Annotated in this window: 20 protein-coding genes, 2 tRNA genes, 2 rRNA genes, 3 pseudogenes and 1 riboswitch; of the genes and pseudogenes, 17 read left to right on the top strand and 10 right to left on the bottom strand. The window is 45.2% G+C overall.

The genetic code is table 11. The features are described from left to right. The 12 genes and pseudogenes from FU659_RS26720 to FU659_RS26670 form a co-directional block, all read left to right on the top strand. Window positions 1–98: ribosomal RNA gene (locus FU659_RS26720) — 23S ribosomal RNA — on the top strand; the annotation flags it as partial. A gap of 72 nt (window positions 99–170) precedes the next feature. Continuing rightward, a 5S ribosomal RNA gene (rrf, locus tag FU659_RS26715) occupies window positions 171–287 on the top strand. Between the two features lie 256 nt (window positions 288–543). Next, window positions 544–1,761: a putative glycoside hydrolase gene (locus FU659_RS26710; protein ID WP_261808072.1), complete on the top strand. Its 1,218-nt coding sequence runs from the start codon at window positions 544–546 to the stop codon at window positions 1,759–1,761. Between the two features lie 159 nt (window positions 1,762–1,920). Beyond that, window positions 1,921–3,378 carry an IMP dehydrogenase gene (gene guaB / locus FU659_RS26705; RefSeq protein WP_147950354.1) on the top strand — a complete coding sequence of 486 codons (1,458 nt, stop codon included), beginning with the start codon at window positions 1,921–1,923 and terminating at the stop codon, window positions 3,376–3,378. A gap of 117 nt (window positions 3,379–3,495) precedes the next feature. Continuing rightward, a complete protein-coding gene (locus FU659_RS26700; RefSeq protein ID WP_261808071.1) occupies window positions 3,496–4,860 on the top strand; it encodes a D-alanyl-D-alanine carboxypeptidase family protein in 1,365 nt (454 codons plus the stop codon). A 155-nt stretch (window positions 4,861–5,015) separates the two neighbouring features. Then, a pseudogene (pdxS, locus tag FU659_RS26695) lies at window positions 5,016–5,896 on the top strand (pyridoxal 5'-phosphate synthase lyase subunit PdxS). Continuing rightward, window positions 5,896–6,473: pseudogene (gene pdxT / locus FU659_RS26690) on the top strand (pyridoxal 5'-phosphate synthase glutaminase subunit PdxT). The pseudogenes pdxS and pdxT overlap by 1 nt, the downstream one beginning before the upstream one ends. A gap of 93 nt (window positions 6,474–6,566) precedes the next feature. Further along, window positions 6,567–7,847 carry a serine--tRNA ligase gene (serS, locus tag FU659_RS26685; protein WP_147950353.1) on the top strand — a complete coding sequence of 427 codons (1,281 nt, stop codon included), beginning with the start codon at window positions 6,567–6,569 and terminating at the stop codon, window positions 7,845–7,847. 83 nt (window positions 7,848–7,930) lie between these two features. Beyond that, window positions 7,931–8,017, top strand: a tRNA-Ser gene (locus FU659_RS26680). Window positions 8,018–8,134: 117 nt separating this feature from the next. Continuing rightward, window positions 8,135–8,482 carry a hypothetical protein gene (locus FU659_RS26675; RefSeq protein ID WP_147950352.1) on the top strand — a complete coding sequence of 116 codons (348 nt, stop codon included), beginning with the start codon at window positions 8,135–8,137 and terminating at the stop codon, window positions 8,480–8,482. 19 nt (window positions 8,483–8,501) lie between these two features. Further along, window positions 8,502–8,663 carry a hypothetical protein gene (locus FU659_RS35840; RefSeq protein WP_187274417.1) on the top strand — a complete coding sequence of 54 codons (162 nt, stop codon included), beginning with the start codon at window positions 8,502–8,504 and terminating at the stop codon, window positions 8,661–8,663. A gap of 2 nt (window positions 8,664–8,665) precedes the next feature. Further along, window positions 8,666–8,821, top strand: a complete 156-nt coding sequence (locus FU659_RS26670; protein ID WP_147950351.1) for a small acid-soluble spore protein P — start codon at window positions 8,666–8,668, stop codon at window positions 8,819–8,821. Between the two features lie 262 nt (window positions 8,822–9,083). Here FU659_RS26670 and FU659_RS26665 read toward each other — a convergent pair whose 3' ends face one another. The 9 genes from FU659_RS26665 to tadA form a co-directional block, all read right to left on the bottom strand. Further along, on the bottom strand, window positions 9,084–10,232 hold the full coding sequence (locus FU659_RS26665; protein WP_147950350.1) for a hypothetical protein: 1,149 nt from the start codon (window positions 10,230–10,232) through the stop codon (window positions 9,084–9,086). Beyond that, entirely contained in the window at window positions 10,229–10,660 is a 432-nt protein-coding gene (locus FU659_RS26660; RefSeq protein ID WP_147950349.1) for a hypothetical protein, read from the bottom strand. Before FU659_RS26660 ends, FU659_RS26665 begins: the two co-directional genes overlap by 4 nt. Beyond that, window positions 10,657–11,310 (bottom strand): RNA polymerase sigma factor, encoded by a 654-nt coding sequence (locus tag FU659_RS26655; RefSeq protein ID WP_261808070.1) that lies wholly within the window; start codon window positions 11,308–11,310, stop codon window positions 10,657–10,659. Before FU659_RS26655 ends, FU659_RS26660 begins: the two co-directional genes overlap by 4 nt. 106 nt (window positions 11,311–11,416) lie before the next feature. After that, window positions 11,417–11,662, bottom strand: coding sequence for an MFS transporter (locus FU659_RS26650; protein ID WP_187274416.1), 246 nt, complete (start codon window positions 11,660–11,662; stop codon window positions 11,417–11,419). Beyond that, on the bottom strand, window positions 11,659–12,501 hold the full coding sequence (locus FU659_RS26645; protein WP_187274415.1) for an MFS transporter: 843 nt from the start codon (window positions 12,499–12,501) through the stop codon (window positions 11,659–11,661). Before FU659_RS26645 ends, FU659_RS26650 begins: the two co-directional genes overlap by 4 nt. A gap of 266 nt (window positions 12,502–12,767) precedes the next feature. After that, complete coding sequence (locus tag FU659_RS26640; RefSeq protein WP_147950346.1) at window positions 12,768–13,286, bottom strand: hypothetical protein; 519 nt, start codon at window positions 13,284–13,286, stop codon at window positions 12,768–12,770. Window positions 13,287–13,793: 507 nt separating this feature from the next. Next, window positions 13,794–13,867 (bottom strand) — tRNA-Arg (locus FU659_RS26635). A 242-nt stretch (window positions 13,868–14,109) separates the two neighbouring features. Then, window positions 14,110–14,775 carry a DUF2306 domain-containing protein gene (locus FU659_RS26630; protein WP_147950345.1) on the bottom strand — a complete coding sequence of 222 codons (666 nt, stop codon included), beginning with the start codon at window positions 14,773–14,775 and terminating at the stop codon, window positions 14,110–14,112. Between the two features lie 284 nt (window positions 14,776–15,059). Then, window positions 15,060–15,497 carry a tRNA adenosine(34) deaminase TadA gene (gene tadA / locus FU659_RS26625; protein ID WP_397356616.1) on the bottom strand — a complete coding sequence of 146 codons (438 nt, stop codon included), beginning with the start codon at window positions 15,495–15,497 and terminating at the stop codon, window positions 15,060–15,062. A 260-nt stretch (window positions 15,498–15,757) separates the two neighbouring features. Then, a riboswitch (cyclic di-GMP riboswitch) is annotated at window positions 15,758–15,845 on the top strand. 111 nt (window positions 15,846–15,956) lie between these two features. On the opposite strand from tadA, the gene FU659_RS26620 reads away from it, so the two are divergent. Continuing rightward, entirely contained in the window at window positions 15,957–16,673 is a 717-nt protein-coding gene (locus FU659_RS26620) for a PilZ domain-containing protein (protein WP_147950343.1), read from the top strand. Window positions 16,674–16,703: 30 nt separating this feature from the next. Here the strand turns inward: FU659_RS26620 and FU659_RS26615 are convergent, their stop codons facing one another. After that, entirely contained in the window at window positions 16,704–16,940 is a 237-nt protein-coding gene (locus tag FU659_RS26615; RefSeq protein WP_147950342.1) for a hypothetical protein, read from the bottom strand. Between FU659_RS26615 and FU659_RS26610 the strand changes: the two are divergent. From FU659_RS26610 to prmC, 4 genes and pseudogenes are all read left to right on the top strand, one after another. After that, window positions 16,882–17,154: pseudogene (locus tag FU659_RS26610) on the top strand (helix-turn-helix transcriptional regulator); the annotation flags it as partial. The gene FU659_RS26615 and the pseudogene FU659_RS26610 sit on opposite strands and share 59 nt — an antisense overlap. 111 nt (window positions 17,155–17,265) lie before the next feature. Continuing rightward, the gene (ychF, locus tag FU659_RS26605; protein WP_147950341.1) at window positions 17,266–18,366 is read left to right on the top strand and encodes a redox-regulated ATPase YchF; all 1,101 of its coding nucleotides are present in this window, start codon (window positions 17,266–17,268) and stop codon (window positions 18,364–18,366) included. A gap of 33 nt (window positions 18,367–18,399) precedes the next feature. Next, on the top strand, window positions 18,400–19,476 hold the full coding sequence (gene prfA / locus FU659_RS26600) for a peptide chain release factor 1 (protein WP_147950340.1): 1,077 nt from the start codon (window positions 18,400–18,402) through the stop codon (window positions 19,474–19,476). Continuing rightward, a complete protein-coding gene (gene prmC / locus FU659_RS26595) occupies window positions 19,476–20,354 on the top strand; it encodes a peptide chain release factor N(5)-glutamine methyltransferase (RefSeq protein WP_147950339.1) in 879 nt (292 codons plus the stop codon). The genes prfA and prmC overlap by 1 nt, the downstream gene beginning before the upstream one ends. The last annotated feature ends 132 nt before the right edge of the window (window positions 20,355–20,486 follow it).

Here is a 20,486-nt window from a genome sequence, read left to right as displayed (position 1 = left end):
TGTAAGACCCCTTGTAGACGACGAGGTTGATAGGTTCGAGGTGGAAGTGCGGCAACGTATGCAGCTGACGAATACTAATCGGTCGAGGGCTTAACCAAAATTCCTAAGCAAATCTAACTTTACGCAACGTTTCGTATCTAGTTTTCAAGGCGCAAACCACGCTTTGACTGTTTGGTGATGATGGCGGAGGGGACCCACGCGTTCCCATCTCGAACACGACCGTTAAGCCCTCCAGCGTCGATGGTACTTGAACCGCAGGGTTCTGGGAGAGTAGAACGTTGCCAAGCACTTGTAAGAACCTTGTCCAGATTAATCGGATAAGGTTCTTTTTGCATTGAATAATAGTTGAATTAGCTTAACCATTCAATCGAGGTAGAAAACAAGAAATTATGGTGTTTAGGGTGCATTATTTTTGAATCTGCTACAACTGAATCAGCGACTTGGTAAAGAGTCTTTCTGGAACAATTTCCAGAAAGACTCTTTTTTATAATCAGTACAATACGGATGTTTAACCCATACTAACTTTACAAGGAGGGATTTTGTATGGGCAAATTTAGAATACTTAATAGATGTTGTTTTGGATTTATGTGTTATTTGATTATTCAACTAAGTGTTGGTTGTTCTGCGAAGATCGATTCTACTCAAGAGGATTCTTTGGGGTCATTAAAAAATCTTGTTGAACTAAAACCAGCTCCGATTATAGAAGGTCCCAAGCAATCATTACAATCACAGTCCATACCAAAAACTATAGTCAATTTACCAGAACAGAAGCCGAATAAACAAATTGTAAAGGGCATTTATGTATCTGCTTGGTCTGCGGTAGGTAATAAATTTGAACAACTTTTAGATCTCGTGGATCGGACGGATTTGAACGCCATGGTTATCGACGTAAAGAATGATTCTGGACAAGTTACATATGCCTCTCAAGTACCGATTGTTAATGAAATTGGTGCAGACAGCAATGTCATTATAGGCGATCTGAAAGATAAGCTTCAACGACTGAAAAAAATGAATATATATACGATTGCACGTATTGTGGTGTTTAAAGATCCTTATTTGAGTATGAAAAAAAGTAATTATGCGATGACCACTAAAGCTGGCCATGTATGGAAAGATAATAAGGGAACGGCTTGGGTAGATCCTTACAAAGAAGGAGTAAGGAGTTATAATATTCAAATCGCTAAGGAAGCAGCTGCGTTAGGATTTGACGAAATTCAGTTTGATTATGTCAGATTTCCGGAGAACGGGAAGAAGTTGGATCAAGAAGTTGAATTTGATAATCCACAAAGGCTAACGAAGGCTCAGGCCATTGAAACTTTTCTTAAACAAGCAAAGAAAGATATTGGTAGTCAAGCATATATTTCAGCTGATGTTTTCGGTTTAACGACATCTTCCGATAATGATATGGGAATAGGGCAGGATTGGTCATTAATTAGCAAGCAGGTTGATTACATTTCTCCGATGGTATACCCTTCTCATTATTCTAGCGGAATATATGGGGTGAAGAATCCAAATTTACAACCTTATGCCATTGTCAGCAAAGCCATTAGCGATGCCAAAGTAAAAAACAATCAACTACAAAAAGATAATAACGAGATTGCTGTCATTAGACCTTGGTATCAGGATTTTACAGCAGCATGGGTGAAACCTCACAAGAAGTATGGAACAGTAGATGTGAATGAACAGATTAAAGCAGCTAAAGAGCAGGGAGTTGAACAATTCTTATTATGGAATTCCAGCAGCACTTACTCCTATCGTTAACGGAATCTTCTTATTCTGGGACTTGCCAAGCATCTGCCGTTTCCTTTTCCTTGACACGAAAAATAGGCATTTGTTAAGATTGCAATCATATACCCATGAATCAGTGAATGTTTATATAGAAAAGCGATCCTATGAATCGCTCTAAGGAGGAATTGTGTTGTGAGGAAAGATAAGTTTGGTAAGGAAGGTTTAACGTTCGATGATGTCTTGTTGGTGCCGCGCAGATCTGAAGTGTTCGGTAAGGAGATCGATGTTTCAACCATGCTTGCACCGCATGTGAAATTAAATATTCCTTTTATTAGTTCTGCTATGGATACCGTGACGGAATCGGCTCTTGCGATTGCAATGGCACGCGAGGGCGGAGTCGGGATTATTCATAAGAATATGACGATCGAACTTCAAGCCGAGCATGTAGATCGCGTAAAGCGTTCTGAAAGTGGAGTCATAACGAATCCTTTCTCATTGACACCTGAGCATCATGTCTATGATGCAGAGGAGCTTATGGCCAAATATCGGATCTCCGGTGTTCCGATTGTAAACGAGGCGAATAAGCTGGTTGGGATTCTGACGAATCGCGATCTTCGATTTGTGCATGACTATTCGATTAAAATTAAAGAAGTAATGACGCAGGAAGATCTTGTTACAGCACCTGTTGGAACCACGCTTCAGCAAGCAGAAGGCATTTTGCAGAAGCATAAAATTGAAAAGTTACCGCTCGTTGATGAGCATTTTGAACTTAAAGGTCTCATTACGATTAAAGATATTGAAAAAGCGATACAGTTTCCTAACTCAGCTAAGGATCCACAGGGACGTCTGCTAGTTGGGGCAGCTGTTGGTGTTGCAAAGGATGTTTTGGAAAGAACGGCTGCGCTTGTGAAGGCTGGCATTGACCTTATTGTTGTCGATTCAGCACACGGACACCATATTAATATTTCTGAAACGGTGAAGAAAATCAGAGAGTTATATCCGGATCTTCCGATCATTGCAGGAAATGTAGCTACAGCTGACGGTACGCGTGACCTTATTGCTGCCGGAGCCTCGATCGTTAAGGTCGGTATCGGCCCAGGCTCTATTTGTACAACGAGAATTATTGCAGGTATCGGTGTTCCACAAATTACGGCCATTTTTGATTGCGCTGAAGCAGCTGCAGAATTTGGTGTTCCTGTTATTGCCGATGGGGGAATTAAGTACTCCGGGGATGTTGTAAAAGCAATCGCTGCTGGAGCTAGTGCGGTCATGATCGGTAGTCTTTTTGCCGGAACAGACGAAAGTCCTGGGGAGTCAGAGATATTCCAAGGACGTAAATTTAAAGTGTATAGAGGAATGGGTTCATTAGGAGCCATGAAGGAAGGCAGCAAGGACCGTTATTTCCAAGAGAATGAAAGCAAACTGGTTCCTGAAGGTATTGAAGGACGCGTAGCTTACAAGGGGCCAATGGCAGATACCGTCTATCAATTGGTTGGTGGCCTTCGCTCGGGGATGGGATATTGTGGCGCACGCACCATTCAAGAACTTATTCATGATACGCAGTTTATTCGGATCACAGGCGCTGGATTAAAGGAAAGTCATCCTCATGACGTGCAAATCACAAAAGAAGCACCTAACTATTCATTTTAATCGTCACATAATGGATAAAAATAAAGGCGCGGGAATTGAACCTGCGTCTTCTTTTTTTTGTCTAATGGGGTGTGTTACAATATAGTGTGTCATTATATCGCTAGGGAGAGTGGAATTGTGAGATTGTTAAGTTTTACGAGAAAAAAGGTTGCTTTGGTGTTAGGTATTAGTTTAATTGCTCAATCCTTTCTTTTACATATACAGCCAACCTATGCCGCTGGCACAACAAAAGCCCCTGCTGCTAGCACGGCACCAACAGCTCCAACGACGGCTACAGCTCCTACGCCAGCACTGAATGAGCCTAAACCAGCAGCTAAATCAGCTATTATTATGGAAGCTAGTACAGGTTCCGTACTTTTTGAATTGAATGCTGATGAAGCCTTTCCGCCAGCGAGCATGGCCAAGATGATGACCGAATATATCGTATTAGAAAATATTAAGAGCGGCAAGATCAAGTGGGAAGATACCGTCACTGCTTCTAAAAAAGCAGCAGATGCCATTGGTTCTGGCCAGCTTATTGCGAACGGGGAAAAACTAACGGTTAAACAGATGTTTAGTGCGATGTCCATTTACTCGGCGAATGACGCCTCTGTTGCACTAGCTGAATTTATTGGCGGTGGCTCCGAAGAAAGCTTCGCCAATATGATGAATGAAAAAGCGAAAGAATTAGGAATGTCGGATAAAGCGCATTTTATTAGCTCAACTGGTCTCTCCAGAGCGGATCTTAAAGCGGGTGCCCCAACAGGTATTGAAGGGGAGACCACTATGACTGCACGTGACGCTGCCATTTTGGCCTATAATATTATTAAAGATCATAAAGAAGTGCTCGACTTTACTAAGATTACCTCTTTGAAGCTTCGCCCTACGGATAAAACCCCAATGATCAATTGGAATTGGATGCTGGAAGGCAACTTGAGCAATACGAATTTCAAAAAGTATGCTTACGAAGGACTGGATGGCTTGAAAACGGGACATACCGATGAGGCCAAGTATTGTTTCACAGGAACGGCAGAACGCAATGGTATGCGGTTAATTACGGTTGTTATGGGCACTAACACAGAACCGGATCGTTTCAACGAAACGCGCAAGCTGCTTGATTATGGTTTCCAAAATTTCGAGATTAAACCTTTCCTAAATGCAAAAGCAGAAATAGATTCTTTGAAAATCGTCAATATTAAAAAAGGTGTGCAAACACAAGTCCCTCTCGTAACGAAAACAGGTATGACGTTTATCGCCAGAAAAGGTGCGAAAGATACGGAATTTAAAATTACGGCACAACCTCTTGAAGATAGTAAGCTTGTAGCACCAATTGCAAAGGGAGATACCCTAGGCAAGGTAAAAGTTAGCTATAACGGGCAAGAAAAGACAGTGGATCTGATTGCGAATGATGATGTTCAAAAAGGCAGCTGGATTCGTCTCTTGTTCCGTTCTTTTAAAAACTTCTTCAGCGATATGTTTAAAGGGATTAAAGGCGGTACCTAGACCACAAAATGGGTTGTATATTGCCCTTCCTTCCTGTAAAATGATTGTTTAGAAGTTTATTATCGAATCGTGTAGGGAACTGCATGAAATTGTTGTAGTTGAGAGACTTTGGCTCGAGTAAAGTCTTTATAAATGGTATAGGAGGAAATAAAAAAATGGAAACAGGAACATCCCGCGTTAAAACTGGTATGGCTGAAATGCAAAAAGGCGGCGTCATTATGGACGTCATGAATGCTGAACAAGCAAAAATCGCAGAAGCAGCTGGTGCATCTGCAGTTATGGCGCTTGAGCGCGTACCTGCTGACATTCGTGCTGCCGGTGGCGTATCCCGCATGGCAGATCCTACAATCGTCGAAGATGTCATGAGAGTGGTATCGATTCCGGTTATGGCGAAAGCCAGAATTGGACACTTTGTTGAAGCGAAGTCCTAGAATCACTAGGCGTTGATTATATTGATGAGAGTGAAGTTTTAACACCGGCAGATGAAGTTTTCCATATCAACAAACGCGACTTTACGGTACCATTCGTATGTGGCGCTCGTGATCTTGGGGAAGCACTGCGTCGTATTGGCGAAGGCGCTTCGATGCTTCGTACAAAAGGCGAGCCAGGAACAGGTAATATCGTTGAAGCTGTGCGTCATATGCGTATGATCACAGGGCAAATCCGTAAGGTACAAGGCATGTCCAAAGATGAGCTGATGTTTGAAGCAAAAAATTTAGGCGCTCCTTATGAGTTGCTTTTGCAAGTTCACGAAACAGGTAAATTGCCTGTCGTTAACTTTGCAGCCGGCGGTGTTGCTACACCTGCTGATGCGGCGCTTATGATGCATCTTGGTGCAGACGGTGTGTTTGTTGGTTCCGGTATTTTTAAATCCGATAGCCCTGAGAAATTCGCTAAAGCGATTGTTGAAGCCGTTACTCACTATACAGACTATAAATTAATTGCAGAAATTTCCAAAAACATCGGTACCCCTATGAAGGGAATCGAAATTTCCAAGCTGGATGCTTCTCAGCGTATGCAGGAGCGCGGCTGGTAATGAGTAAGATTGGGGTCCTCGCGCTGCAAGGCGCGGTAGCGGAACACATTCGCGGTATTGAAAAAGCCGGGGCTGAAGGTGTTATCGTTAAGAAAACGGAGCAGTTGGCGGACATCGACGGGATTATTATTCCCGGTGGCGAAAGCACAACGATAGGGAAGCTCATGCGTACTTATGGCTTCATTGATGCGTTACGTGAATTTTCCGAGGCTGGCAAACCGATTTTCGGCACTTGCGCAGGCTTGATTGTGATTGCCAAAGAGATCACCGGACAACCGGAAGCTCACTTAGAGCTAATGGATATTACGGTGGCTCGCAACGCTTTTGGACGTCAAAGAGAGAGCTTTGAGACGGATCTACCGATTAAAGGCATCGATGAGAACGTTCGTGCGGTATTCATTCGTGCTCCGCTGATTGAGAAAGTAGGATCAGGTGTAGACGTATTGGCCACTTATGAAGGACAGATCGTTGCGCGCGGCAAGGGCATTTATTAGCGGCCTCATTTCATCCAGAGCTGACGGACGATTTCCGTTTACATAGTTACTTTTTAGATATGGTAAAACAAAGACAAGCATAATTGATGGTACAAGCACCTCTAGTTAACCGGACGTTGTCGGTAAGGGTGCTTGCTTCCATATTCTAACCATTTTGCGCTAACGGAGGAATCTCCTTGTTTGATGTAAAGTTACTTCGAAGTGATTTGGCAGCTGTGCAAGCTGCAATGTTAAACCGCGGCAAACAAATTGAAGAGCTGAATGGATTTACGGCTTTAGACGTGAAACGCAGAGAGCTCTTGCAAGAAACGGAACAGTTGAAAAACCGTCGCAACACCGTTTCGCAGGAGGTAGCTTTACGCAAAAGAGCTGGCGAAAATGCAGACGAGCTTATTCAGGAAATGAAAATTGTCGGAGATCGTATTAAAGAGTTGGATGATGAGATTCGTATATTAGACGACTCGCTCCAACAGGTGCTGCTCTCGATTCCTAATATGCCGCACAGCAGTGTTCCTGTGGGTCGTACAGAAGAAGAGAACGTAGAGTTGCGTCGCGTAGGCGAAATACCAACCTTTGATTATGAAGTGAAGCCGCATTGGGAAGTGGCGCAAGAGCTGGGTATTCTGGATTTCGAAGCAGCGGCGAAGGTTACGGGTTCGCGTTTTGTTTTCTATAAAGGGCTTGGCGCAAGACTCGAGCGTGCTTTGATCAACTTTATGATGGACTTGCACAGTGATGAGCATGGCTATGAAGAAATGTTGCCTCCGAATATTGTCAACCGCGATAGCTTGACGGGAACCGGACAGCTTCCGAAGTTTGAGGAAGATGTGTTTAAGATCGAGAATTCGGAATACTTCCTTATTCCGACTGCGGAAGTTCCAGTGACGAATTATCATCGTGAAGATATTCTTGCTAACGATCAATTGCCGGTTAATTTCGTCGCGTTTAGCGCTTGTTTCCGGTCAGAGGCAGGTTCAGCAGGAAGAGACACGCGAGGTTTGATCAGACAGCATCAATTCAACAAGATTGAGTTAGTTAAGTTTGTAAAGCCAGAAGACTCCTACGAGGAGCTTGAGAAGCTTACAGGGCATGCTGAACGCGTCTTGCAGCTATTGAAGCTGCCATACCGAGTTTTGTCGCTTTGTACAGGCGATATTGGCTTTACGTCAGCTAAAACCTATGACCTTGAAGTCTGGCTGCCTAATAGCGGCGCATACCGTGAAATTTCATCTTGCAGTAACTTCGAGGATTTCCAGGCTCGCAGAGCGAATATTCGCTTCCGCAGAGATGCGAAGGCAAAGCCAGAGTTCGTCCATACACTGAATGGTTCAGGTCTAGCGCTTGGTCGTACGGTTGCTGCAATTCTCGAAAATTACCAGCAGGCTGATGGATCTATCGTTGTTCCTGAAGTGCTTATTCCTTATATGAACAATGTGAAAGTGATTGCAAAAAAATAAGGCTTGATTAGCACATAAAAAGTATGCTACAATGCTTTTTGTCACTGCACAAGGTTGTCTCCTTACCAGGGGACACCAATTGTGGAGAGGTGGTCGAGTGGTTTAAGGCAGCGGTCTTGAAAACCGCCGAGGTCGTGAGGTCTCCGTGGGTTCGAATCCCACCCTCTCCGTATACTTAAGAAATACCCCAACCAAGAAGTCATGCGATTGTTTCAATCGTGTGGCTTTTTTTGTATGGATAAAAGACAGTACGTTTTCGCATTTTATAACATGTGGAGGTGTTACTAATGAGCAAATCAGACAAGCTGACCCTCGATCAGGTGGAATTGGTTAATGAATGGATGACTACGCTGCCGAAAGTACTGCAGCCCACGGATCAGGCGCGCGTATGGGCCGATGAGGCCGATTCGAACTGTTTATGGGTTCATATCATGGCAGCCGGTCATACAGGCTACACAATCGATTTTAAGGTTACCTACGTGGACTCTAGAGAGATTAAGGTGGAATTAACAGACGTACAGCAAGGTACAACTCACATCGATGAAAGAAGTGATGTGGTACAGAATCTGGTGGACGATTACGTACGACATATTCATGAATGTGCGCAAGCCTTGCAAAAGGTTACACACGCTTAAAAGATAGGAGGAGACATTCATGACGAGCCAAAAAAGCATTGATAAAAACCTGCAGAATGTAGCCAAGGATTTTGAGGCAAGCCCTGTGAATAGCCATCAAGCCCAACAGGTGCAGCAGCAGGTCAACGATCAGAGGCATCAAGATGCACTCAACCATGATAAGAATAGAGGGGAGAAATAACGATGTCGAAACCAGATGCGTATTCGGTAACCGGAAATCAAACTCAGAGCAAGGTGGATGGAAATAGCGAACATAATAGATATCAAGAGCCTCTTTCCGGCTCGAAGAAAGTAAAGAACCAGAATCACTCAAGGGATAGTCATGCCACTAAGGAATGATGAATTAAAAAATTCCTTTACAAAATGTTTAAAATTCGGTGAGCCGGATATACTATTATTGTCGGTGAGCAGAGAGGTGTGGTTCCGTTGGAGCTTTGTGCGAAAGGGAAACAACCGTTGCAAAGAGGACTTTTCTACCTGTTATAATCAGGCTGGAGGGGATGTGCCAAAGACACTTACCGTGTTTTATAAGCAGATTTTCCTAAAGGTTTACGTGTAACAAGTTTTAAAAGAAATCATAAACACCGACAAAAAAGAACCCTTAGGGGTTCTTTTTTTCGTCTATATGAAAAGCGTTATTTTTGCGATAAAACAGCAGTTTAATGCCGCCGCCGACCAGAATCAGCGCTACAATGAAGGTTTGACCAAAGCTGTTCAACCAGTACATATAATTCGAATGAGGGAAAAGCTGATAAATGAACTGTGTCACAATTTCTTTGAAGATATAGTAACCGCCAAGCACAATAAGAACTAAGCCGAGAGAGCGATGGTGGGCAGTCCAATTCTCCACAATTGGTTTATCCACCAAAGTGCCGTTTTCATATTTCGTAATGCTCTGTAAAGCATCGAAGAAGCTGTAGAACCAGAGAATGGGGATGAGAAAGAAGAAAAAGGATAATCTCAGGACGTCCAGCACATAGATGGAAAATAAGAAGATCGCCATCAATTGAATACCGCGTTTATTCATGGAAAGGTACAAGTGAGCGGCGCCTGGGAAAATGGCGATAACGGTCGCTAACGTGCGGTTTTTGCCACCAAACTCATCGCCAAGATGAAAATCATCGAACATGCTTCGATCAACGAGGGCAAGACCCGCTCCCTTGCGCTCCTGCTGTTTGAGAGCGTCAAACATGGTGTAGAACCAAAGCACCGGCATAGCGAGGAGAAAAGCTACAAATCCGTTGTTGTGGGTCATGATCATGATGAAGAAGACGAGAATGGCAACGCCGAAGAAGGAGACCATAGCGGTCAACCCCCGCTGCATAAGGCCGAGTTGAAAGTGTCCAAGCCCTGGGACGAGAGACAGCAGCATGACGCGGGTTCGTTCTTGTTGATTCATTTGATCCGCATACGGATTCACATGTGGAGGTGAATCCCACTCCGGCGACTGTGGACCGTAAGGATTGGCAGCGCCGTAAGGGGCACGATAAGGCTGTGAACTTAACAAATAGATAATCATGTCTACCATATTAACGATCCAAGCGAGCATGGCGAATAAAGCCATCAGAAATAAAATTTCCCGCGGCAAACGAGTGATGGAAACGCCGAGGAACATGATAGAGATCGGACCGAAAAAACCAGCCCCATATAAGAAAGCGCGCAAGACCCGCTGCATATACAGATGGCCAAGTCCGGGCACGATGGAAAGCAGAAAAGCTAGTAGGCTGCTTTTGCGATGTGTGGGATTCATGGATAATAACCTCCTTTGTTCGAATCATTTTGTATAGTATCCAACCAACCAAGTGTTTTGTTAAGCCATACATCCGCAACGGGAATTTCTTTCTGAAGGGAGGAGGTGCTCAATTCCTGAGATAGGCCATGGAAGAATCCGGTCGCTACCAAAATGAGCGTAGCCGCGGCCGCGATGCCGTAATGCAGCATGGTAGAGCGATACCAAGAGCGCTTGGTCCCCGTTGTTCGCGCTATAATCGCATTGACATACCCTTGCGTCTCAACTTCCAGCAGAGGCAGTTCGGTATCGGGCTGCTCCATGCAGGCCATATATACAGCAAGACAAGTGTCACAACGGTACAAATGATTCTCCATAGTCTGCATTTCCGCAGCACTTATCTGCTCATGAATGTAACTCCTCCAGGCCTGTTCATCGTAATGGTTCACAAGAAATCCTCCTCCTTCCAGTTTTTGCGGAGCCACTGTTTGGCCCGATAAAGCTTGGATTCGACGGTTTTGACTGTGGTGCCTTGGGTCTCAGCAATATCTTGATAAGATTGATGTTGAATATAATAGGCCGTTAGCACATCTTGATAGTTAGGCGGAATTTGTTGCAGCCGGTTCCGTACAAGCCGGGCGGTTTCGTTCATGATGACCTCATTCTCTACTTCATGCTGATGAGGCATAACAGGTTCAGAGGTTTGTACGGATGCTTCCATCTCAGCCGTCACGTCTTCCCTTTTCCGACTGGCGGAGCGTTTAAAATCAATGGCGCGATTCACAGCAATACGGGTCAGCCACGTCTTGAAACCCTTCATTTGGTACTGAGGGAGGGAGAAGTAAATCCGGGTCCATACATCCTGGGATAAATCTTCGGTATCTTTGGTGTGACGTACAATCGCATAAATCGTTTGGAACACATAGTGCCGATAAGCGGTGACCAGCTCACGAAATGCTGACTCATCGCCATTCAAAATGCGCTCTATAAGGGCATGTTCCTGAATAAGCTTCTCCTCCTCTCCGAATAAATAGACGAAGGGTCTTCCGTTAAGCCCTGCACCTGCTCCACAAATAAAAGGATTGTTCAGAAGCAGCACACTGAAAATCAGGGGACTCTCATTCCTTAGTCGTTGGGCTGCCGAGCGCAGAAGAGGCTGCTCGCAAGGTTTGTCACCTGGTGAACAGCCTCCTTCGTGATTAGAATTAAAGCGATACAGACGAATTGCCGCCCTTGATAGGCTTGGACAAATGATTTTGAACGAACCATTGCGAAAGAGCAGCGCTGAGAATGCCGAGTATCCCGAGCACGATGAATCCTTGATTTAACGAGAACCAATCGCTGATAAACCCCATCAAAACCGGACCGACAAACATGCCGAGTCCATAAATCGCTTGAAAAAAGCCCATGGCCGTCGCCCGCTTATCCGCAGACATATGTTTAATGCTCATCCCCATACCACCATGCGCTTCTCTCCATATCGGGCAGCCCATCGCCTGCCGCCGAATAAAGACGCTACTGCAACAGGCACATTAGCAAATAGAGAAAGCATGGATAAGGAAAATTTATCAGCCCCAAGTTCAGTGGCATACACCGGTGTAAATCCAAAAACAGTGGCGAAGATGAGTACTTGAGACAGAATGGCAAGCAAGGAGACGAACAGCAGTGTGCGATCTGTCGCCACATCACCGATGCCGCGCAACGTTATTTTGGGTGCGTCGGATTCGACTTTCTCTACAAGGAAAAGCGACCCGATGAGTCCCAACACACCTAACCCTGCGCCCAAAAGAAAGGCGGCTTCCCAGCCGAGCGAGTCCGCAGCCCAGCCTGCCGAGAGAATACCGAGAACCTGCCCGAGAGAATTGAAGAACGAAATCGTGCCAATCGCTTTCGTAGATTCTTCATGTTTATAGTAGCTCGTGAATAATACGGTAAAATCAACCCAGGTTGCCGCAGCCGCGCCTGCCAGCGCACGTAAAATGAGGATCCAGGTGAAGTCATGCGTGAACCAGAGCCCTAAACCGGCAATCGCTGTGAAGAACAAACCAAAGGTAATGAATAGCTTACGTTTATGAAATCGGTCCGACATGATACCGACTGGAATTCGAAGCAGCATTTGGGAGATGCCATACATTCCGACAATCCAACCTGCCAGCTGATGGTTTCCGCCTAGAAACTCCACGTACGGTGCCATGATGGGAACGCTCGTATACATCGACATCCAGAACAGCAAGGTCACCGCGCAGAAAAGAGGAATGCGGTAGGAGGATGGCATTTTGTTGATAGTCATGAGAAAAAGACTCCTTTCGAGCTGTGTTCTTGGCATGCGATTAGAACACTCCAATCTATCCGTTTATTATAGAGCATCCATAGGTGCTAGGCTATGACTTATCGATTTGCAAAATAAGTTAATAAGTGGATGAAGGTGGCTATGGATACCAAAAGAAGGAGTTAAGCACATACAAGATGCTTAACTCCTTTTTCATTTTTAAAAATTCACTTTTTAGGTCAGATGCCTCTGCCTTCTTAATTATTACTTATGGGCAGCCTCATTGTTTAAGTCTTAGCATTTCTATCTCTTATCTGCTGTAGCAACTTGAGAAGTTCACCAAACCCCATAAAACACAATCCTCCAACTAAGGCGTAAAGGAAGGGCATCAAGCCGAATAAGAAAATGGATGTTTTATCTGCGGGAAGTTTAATTCCGTCTGACCATATGTATATGGCCCCAAAAAATCCGAGTACAATGGTTGCCACCCCAATAAATTTAAAAATTATACTGTAGGTATTGGGTGCCTCATTATGATGGGAGTAGTATGTAAGACTTGATACGACTTTAACTTTTTGCTGTGCAAATTCCCAACTGAAGTTGATGAAAAAGATCCCCATTAGAATCAAAGACAAACAGAAAACAGGAATTGTATAACTCAGTAGAGAATTTGCGAAATCAACCACTTCATCTACGTAAATAGAAGATTCCATTAATACAGATACGGATTGCCACTTCATTAAGTGGGCGATAGAGAAAAGTAGTGCACCAACCATGCCTAAATAAATAGTAAGCTTGCGAGGCATTAATTAGCCTCCGTTCGGTACGTTTTTAACAGTGCGATGAAGAAGTTGAATAGGGATAACCAAGAGCAATCCCTAACAAGGAGGTTAGATTTAAAGATTTGCTACTCACTAATGTAAAACTGGAAGATGCCATGGAAACAGCAAAGAGGAATGAAATGATACCTGCGGATATTGCGGATATTTTAAAATACATGTTTCTCCTCATTTCTTCTAATGGGTAAATTTTAAATGTTTTGTAGAATTTTAGCATATCAAAAATAGGTATATATTACCATGGGAAAAAATAAGGTCCTATATAGGAAGTTGTTTACTTAAACTTGACTGCGGCAGCAATAGACAAGGGGCTGTCGGATATCCAGCCGGACTTAATTTAGCCTGGAAGCTGGCGGTTTATGTTAACTCTAATCTTGTACGCTGCCTTTAAAAAACAGATTATGAACCTTGTCGTTACGGGTTTTGAAACGCCAAAAAGAGCCACCTACAAAGGTGGCTCTCTGATGTTGTTAACGCGCCCGATACGATTCGAACGTACGACCTACAGTTTAGGAAACTGTTGCTCTATCCTGCTGAGCTACGGGCGCATAGCAAAGATTATGATAGCACGAAGCCTTTCGTGGTGCAAGCTTTCGAGTTGTGACAGTTGTTCGCGGCAAGGCTCAGGAGTAGGTTTTAGGGGTTGTTTGCAAACAGCTTGCAAACAAGAGCATGTTGAAAGCAGTTGCAACAGCCATAGAATCAACAACCCGACAAGCCCCGGAACAACCCATACAAATTGAATCATCCCCTTTGTTTCCACCCATCCACAAACAAGAGCAAATCTTGACTACCTGACCCGGACCCGTGTTCTTCTGTCCATACGGGTTCTTTCACCGATCATAAGCTCCGCGATCAACAGATTTGGCACCCAGGCCATCCAAGCGATGACGAAGAACGTATCGTTCGTATCGGGTAACCCTAAGAAAGCCCCTGCCAGCCCTATGTAAATCCGGAGAGTGATTGCCGCGCAGGTGAGCGCGTAATTTCGTTTCATCCAACGGCTATGCTCGGTCGGATCACGTTCCACGATGATGCTTTTAAGACCACGGAAAAGTGTATAGAGCCATAGAACTGACAACGTGCCGAAGCCAACTTGTGCGAACCAGCCGCCGTTCGCAAAGAAGGCTAAGTAGATGCCGGTCAATCCTGCAATAATAATCATTGCGGAGTAGACGTAACCGATTGCGCGGTGAATATTCGGCGCTTGATGGTGAAGTCGTTTGACAAACTGAAGCCAACCGATGACGAGCGCTACACCGGCAGAGACGGCGTGCCCCCATAGGACGAAGTACCACAAATCGGGGAGACTTCCCTTCGCCATGACGTACGATTGCTCGCGGATCTCGTTAGGTGATCCGTATAAAACTAAGGCGTACGCACCAATTGCCAAAGCCAAAAAAGCCAAAATTCCGAATCCCCACGCACGAACAACTTTCCTTCGTAAATTCATCATCTAGCCCCCTACAGTGAATTGTAATTTATTACTAATCGTAATTTACCATCGAGGGGATACACCTTCAAGCGGCTTCCGTCGGAGCAGCAGCCCCGTCGAAAGTCGTGGTATGAGCTAGTCGCCTTTCACCCTAGATCCACCTCGCTTACACCTTAGCAGAAGTATGATGTAAACGGGTGGAAGTCGATCCTATTTAGATCGCGTACCTCTCAAAATTGGTACAAAAAAAGCCGGCAAAATTTTGACGGCTAGTGAAATATAATATGATTTTTTCCTTCGCTCGATTATGCCTTGCCACGGAGCTTCCTAAAAAATTGCGTCAACATCGTTGCGCACTCCTCTTGCAGAACGCCGTTTACAACATCGACTCGATGGTTGAAACGATCCTCCTGCAGCAGGTTCATCAGAGTTCCGGCACAGCCGGCTTTTGGATCGGTCGTACCATAGATAACTTGCGGTATCCGCGATTGAACAATCGCGCCTGCACACATGGGACAAGGCTCTAGGGTTACATAGAGCTGACAATCTAAAAGTCGCCAAGCCTGTAGATGTTCGCTTGCTTGTTTAATGGCGATCATTTCAGCATGGGCTAATGGATCTAGTGTGGTTTCTCGGAGATTATAGCCGCGGCCAATAATTTGACCTTGGTGAACGACGACAGCTCCTATGGGTACTTCTCGGATGGCTTCGGCTTTGAGAGCCTCTTGTATGGCTTCTTTCATCCAGGGGATATGTTCATCCACAGGGGGACACCTCGCTAAAAATATTCTTATCCACATGTGTATAAAAAAACGAACAAATATTCGTTGTTAACAAGCTGTGGATAATTATGTGGATAACTCGAAAAATTGTGGATAGTTAATCTTCTACATTCATACAACAAAAACATTTACAAAGCAAGGAAATTACTTGAAACTAACCATTAGGATAAGTATACTGAGAGTTATAGGTCTTTTAGAACGGACAAAACATGATGGCAGAGTTCGATAAACGGCAAACTTGTTGAAAGGCAAGGACGCAAAGCTAAGGGTCTAAGGTTCTTCCGGAACTATGACAGCCTGGTTACCGAAAATCGATGCTTTTTTTGATTGAGGTAATAGGCTGTTCCTGTTTAGGATCGGTCTATTTTTATTTTTATAACGAAATAATGAATGAACTCATAGAAAGAGGTGATGAAACATATGGGGAAGTTTTACGGCAGTAAAGAAGGCAATGACTCGGATGTTTTAATTCAAAGCAAAGCGGTACTGGGCAAGGCTGATTTTGTAGCTACGGGTGTACTCACGTATGCGCTAGGCGATATTATGGAAGTGGAGCTGCCCGAATTTGACATATTCCGGCTCGGAGATAAAGTGAAAATGACGATTTATTCGAAATCGGGGTTATTTGTTTTGGAGACCACGGTTGTCGCTAAAGACCATGGTTCCGTTATTGTGATTAATCCTCCGGAAAATCGTAAAAAATTTACCGAGAAACGCGAATTTCCACGTATTGATGTCATCCAAGAAGGCTTGTTGTTTGGGCTTCAAGATAGCAATAAACGGAATAAACATCAGTTCGATGACCCAGTAGGGATTGCAATTAAAAATGTATCGATGAGCGGGTTAGGCTTTACGATTGAAAATAATTTAATTGTTGAAAAAATTGTACAGAAGCATTCGTATCTAGAGGTAGAGATTAATCTAGGCTTCCTGCTATCGTGTACGATGGAAATTGTTCGTAAAGAGAAAGTGGAAACTGGTTTTTATTATGGCGCCAGTTATATCCAATTTCCGGATGAAAAAATAAATCCATTAAGAGGGTTTATTCTTAAAAATCAGATCGAATCTTATTTCGTTCAGAAGCGGGAAGCGGAACTTAAGAGTCGAATGGACAAAAAGCCTGCGGCGAATCAATAGACCCTGCAGGCTTTTTGTTTGTTCATGCCTTTATTTATCCCTATAGGGAATGCCATTTATGCGCATTTCAACCGAAACATCTTCCAACACCTTGTCTGGCAAAGCATCCAAATCAAATAGTTGGTCAATATGATAAACCCCATTTGGAAATACGTTTAGGTAAAGAGCATCAGCTACACGAGCGGTCATTTGAGATTGCACCTCTTCCTCCGTCCAGATCGCTGTTTGGTTCGAACAGGCCAAACCTTCGGACACGCTGCCGCTCATCGCGGAAGCTTATGGGCTATCCGAGCGGGAGAAGCAGATTCTTGGCCGGATTCTTCGCGGATTTTCAACCAAAGAGCTTGCGCTTTCCCTCCGTATTTCGACGTATATCGTACAGGATCATTTGAAATCTATTTTTGTTAAAACCGGAGTAACGAGCCGAAGAGAGCTCATCTGGCATTTATTTTCCCGTTTTAGCGTGCATTCAAATGTATAAATTTTACAGTAAGCATAGTTTCCTTTCTTATATAAGTGACATTACACCCGGACTAATATATAATGTTCTAAGGAATTTGACATAATGAATATTAAGGAGTTGTGTATATAAATGGGACTCTCTTGCGGGGTGGTCGGTCTACCAAACGTAGGAAAATCGACATTGTTTAATGCAATTACACAGGCGGGGGCAGAATCTGCGAACTATCCGTTCTGTACGATTGATCCGAATGTTGGGGTAGTAGAAGTACCAGACGAGAGATTGTATAGACTGGTTGAAATTGTTGTGCCGAAGAGCATTGTTCCGACGGCTTTCGAATTCGTAGATATTGCGGGTTTAGTGAAAGGCGCGAGCAAAGGCGAAGGGCTTGGAAATAAATTTTTGGCGCACATTCGTGAAGTGGATGCCATTGTGCATGTTGTCCGTTGTTTTGAGGATGATAATATTACCCACGTATCTGGGAAAGTCGACCCGATCAGTGATATCGAAACGATCAATTTGGAATTGATTTTGGCGGATATTGAATCCGTCGAAAAGAAGATCGAGCGTTCACGCAAAAATCTTAAAGGCGGCGACAAGAAAGTCGTAGCCGAAGTGGAATGTCTGGAACGCATCAAAGAGGCGCTCTATGCGGACCAGCCAGCACGCAGTTTAGATTTAAGCGAGGATGAGAAGCTGCTTGTTCGTGATCTCCATTTGCTGACGATGAAGCCTGTTCTCTACGCGGCTAATGTGAGCGAGGACGAGGTTGCAACGGCGGATGACAATAAGTATGTGAAAATGGTCAAGGAGTACGCGGCCAAAGAAAACAATGAAGTCGTGCCAATCAGCGCCAAGGTTGAATCCGAAATCGCAGAGCTGGAAGACGAAGAAAAAGCGATGTTCCTCGAAGAGTTGGGACTTCAAGAGTCTGGCTTGAATAGATTGATTAAAGCAGCGTATAGATTGCTTGGCTTGTACACTTACTTTACAGCAGGCGTACAGGAAGTAAGAGCATGGACAATCCGTAAGGGAACGAAAGCTCCTCAAGCGGCTGGTGTAATTCATACCGATTTCGAACGCGGATTTATTCGTGCAGAAGTCGTTTCTTATCATGACTTAAGTACGGCTGGTTCGATGAATGGCGCTAAGGAAAAAGGGCAAGTGCGTCTTGAAGGTAAAGAGTACGTGGTGAATGACGGAGACGTCATGCATTTTAGATTCAACGTTTAATGATTGAAAAAGAAAAGAAAGGAGTGATCCACGATGTTGGATAGACTTCAATCGATTGTAGATCGATATGATAAATTAAGCGAACTGTTATGTGACCCTGATGTCACAAGCGATACGAAGAAACTTAGAGAATACTCCAAAGAACAATCCGATCTTCAAGAAGCTTATGATGCTTATAATGAATATAAGAGTGTGAGTGGACAGCTGGCTGATGCCAAAGTGATGCAGAACGAAAAATTGGACGATGAAATGCGTGAAATGGTCAAAATGGAAATCGATGAGCTAAGTGAGCAAGCTGCCCAGTTGGAAGAACAACTCAGATTGCTGATGATGCCTAAAGATCCAAATGACGATAAGAACGTAATCGTTGAAATTCGCGGTGCTGCCGGTGGTGATGAAGCTGCGTTGTTTGCAGGCGATCTATACCGGATGTATACGCGTTATGCGGATGCGCAAGGCTGGAGAACAGAGATTTTGGATGCTTCCGTGAATGATTTAGGCGGGTTCAAAGAGATTATTTTCATGATTACGGGTAAAGGCGCCTATAGCAAGCTAAAGTTTGAAAGTGGTGCGCACAGGGTTCAACGTATTCCGGTAACGGAATCAGGCGGTCGTATTCATACCTCCACGTCTACGGTAGTTGTCATGCCGGAAGCGGAAGATGTAGAGATCGTTATTCATGATGCAGACATTCGTGTCGATACGTTCTGTTCCAGCGGAGCGGGCGGACAGTCCGTTAATACAACGAAATCTGCAGTGCGTGTAACCCACGTGCCTACAGGAATCGTCGCTACTTGTCAGGACGGCAAATCGCAAAACTCGAATAAAGAGTCAGCGCTTCGTGTACTTCGTACGCGGATTTCGGATAAATTGCGCGAAGAAGAAGAAGCAAAGTATGCCGGTGAGCGTAAAAGCAAGGTAGGTACAGGAGATCGTTCAGAACGTATCCGTACGTACAACTTCCCGCAAAGCCGGATTACGGATCACCGTATTGGATTAACTTTGCATCGTTTGGAAACTGTCCTCAATGGCGATATGGCGGAGATCGTTTCCGCATTAACGATTGCTGCGCAGTCCGATGCTTTAGATAAAGGGGAGCAGGCGATGTGATGCCGACTGCAACGATTAGAGAAGCCTATGTAGAGGCTTCTTCTTTTTTAGGGAAGCTTGGGGTGGCCGAGGCTGCTTCCTGTGTGGAATTGCTGCTGCAGCACCTGTTGGGCTGCACGCGCACGGAGCTGCTGTTCCGTTTCCAGGAACAGTTCCCAGCGGAGCTGGCAGAGCGATGGCGCCAGCTGGTAGAACGGAAGGCCGCGGGCGAGCCGGTGCAGTATATAACCGGCGAGCAGGATTTCTTCGGCCTTCCTTTTGCCGTGAGCCCGGCCGTGCTGATCCCGCGGCCGGAGACGGAGCTGCTCGTGGAAGCTTTGCTCCACGAGGGCTCGCGTCTGTTCCCGCAAGGCGCTCCGCTCCTTGCGGACGTGGGCACCGGGAGCGGAGCGATCCCGGTGACGATTGCGCACGCGCGCCCCGCGTGGCGCGTGGCGGCCAGCGACATCTCCGCGGCAGCGCTGGAGATGGCCCACGTGAACGCGCAGCGCCACGGCGTGGCTGCGCGGATCGAGTGGCTCGAGGGCGACCTCCTCGAGCCCTTCATTCAGCGCGGGATCGCGCCCGATATACTGGTGTCCAACCCACCGTATATTCCTGATGGCGACCTGCCTGCGCTGATGCCTGAGGTGCGGCTGTTCGAGCCGCACACGGCTCTTTTCGGCGGTGCCCTCGGACTCGACCTCTACCGCCGCATGATCTTGCAGCTGCCGCAGCTGCCGCGAATCCCGACTGTGGTCGGGTTCGAGGTCGGCATCCGGCAGGCCGAGGCTGTGGCGGCGATGCTGCGCGCCGCCGCCGATTGGGACGAGATCCGGTTCGTGCCGGATCTCCAGGGGATTGATCGCCACGTGTTGGCGATCCGTGTGCGCGAGTAGGGTAAAGGTAATGGTCCACTTTAACGCTATTTTTACTCTTAAAGCAGCTGAATCCCCGCATATTGGGGGAAGCAGCACTTTCCACCCAACTCTACTATTTTTAACTTTTTAATAGATTACTAGGTTTAGCCC

The sequence above is a fragment of the Paenibacillus sp. N3.4 genome (genome assembly GCF_008017805.1).
Classification (GTDB): domain Bacteria; phylum Bacillota; class Bacilli; order Paenibacillales; family NBRC-103111; genus Paenibacillus_E.
Note: the sequence above shows the minus strand (reverse complement) of the source record. Positions and strands in the feature narration are given on the sequence as shown.

Coding starts and splice junctions, on each gene's coding strand:
- FU659_RS26650 (WP_187274416.1), bottom strand. CDS start 11,662: ATGAGCATTAAACATATGTCTGCGGATAAGCGGGCGACGGCCATGGGC.
- FU659_RS26620 (WP_147950343.1), top strand. CDS start 15,957: ATGGGGAAGTTTTACGGCAGTAAAGAAGGCAATGACTCGGATGTTTTA.
- FU659_RS35840 (WP_187274417.1), top strand. CDS start 8,502: ATGACGAGCCAAAAAAGCATTGATAAAAACCTGCAGAATGTAGCCAAG.
- FU659_RS26670 (WP_147950351.1), top strand. CDS start 8,666: ATGTCGAAACCAGATGCGTATTCGGTAACCGGAAATCAAACTCAGAGC.
- prmC (WP_147950339.1), top strand. CDS start 19,476: ATGCCGACTGCAACGATTAGAGAAGCCTATGTAGAGGCTTCTTCTTTT.
- FU659_RS26710 (WP_261808072.1), top strand. CDS start 544: ATGGGCAAATTTAGAATACTTAATAGATGTTGTTTTGGATTTATGTGT.
- FU659_RS26615 (WP_147950342.1), bottom strand. CDS start 16,940: ATGAGCGGCAGCGTGTCCGAAGGTTTGGCCTGTTCGAACCAAACAGCG.
- prfA (WP_147950340.1), top strand. CDS start 18,400: ATGTTGGATAGACTTCAATCGATTGTAGATCGATATGATAAATTAAGC.
- FU659_RS26645 (WP_187274415.1), bottom strand. CDS start 12,501: ATGACTATCAACAAAATGCCATCCTCCTACCGCATTCCTCTTTTCTGC.
- ychF (WP_147950341.1), top strand. CDS start 17,266: ATGGGACTCTCTTGCGGGGTGGTCGGTCTACCAAACGTAGGAAAATCG.
- FU659_RS26630 (WP_147950345.1), bottom strand. CDS start 14,775: ATGATGAATTTACGAAGGAAAGTTGTTCGTGCGTGGGGATTCGGAATT.
- FU659_RS26640 (WP_147950346.1), bottom strand. CDS start 13,286: ATGCCTCGCAAGCTTACTATTTATTTAGGCATGGTTGGTGCACTACTT.
- FU659_RS26665 (WP_147950350.1), bottom strand. CDS start 10,232: ATGAATCCCACACATCGCAAAAGCAGCCTACTAGCTTTTCTGCTTTCC.
- FU659_RS26675 (WP_147950352.1), top strand. CDS start 8,135: ATGAGCAAATCAGACAAGCTGACCCTCGATCAGGTGGAATTGGTTAAT.
- tadA (WP_397356616.1), bottom strand. CDS start 15,497: ATGAAAGAAGCCATACAAGAGGCTCTCAAAGCCGAAGCCATCCGAGAA.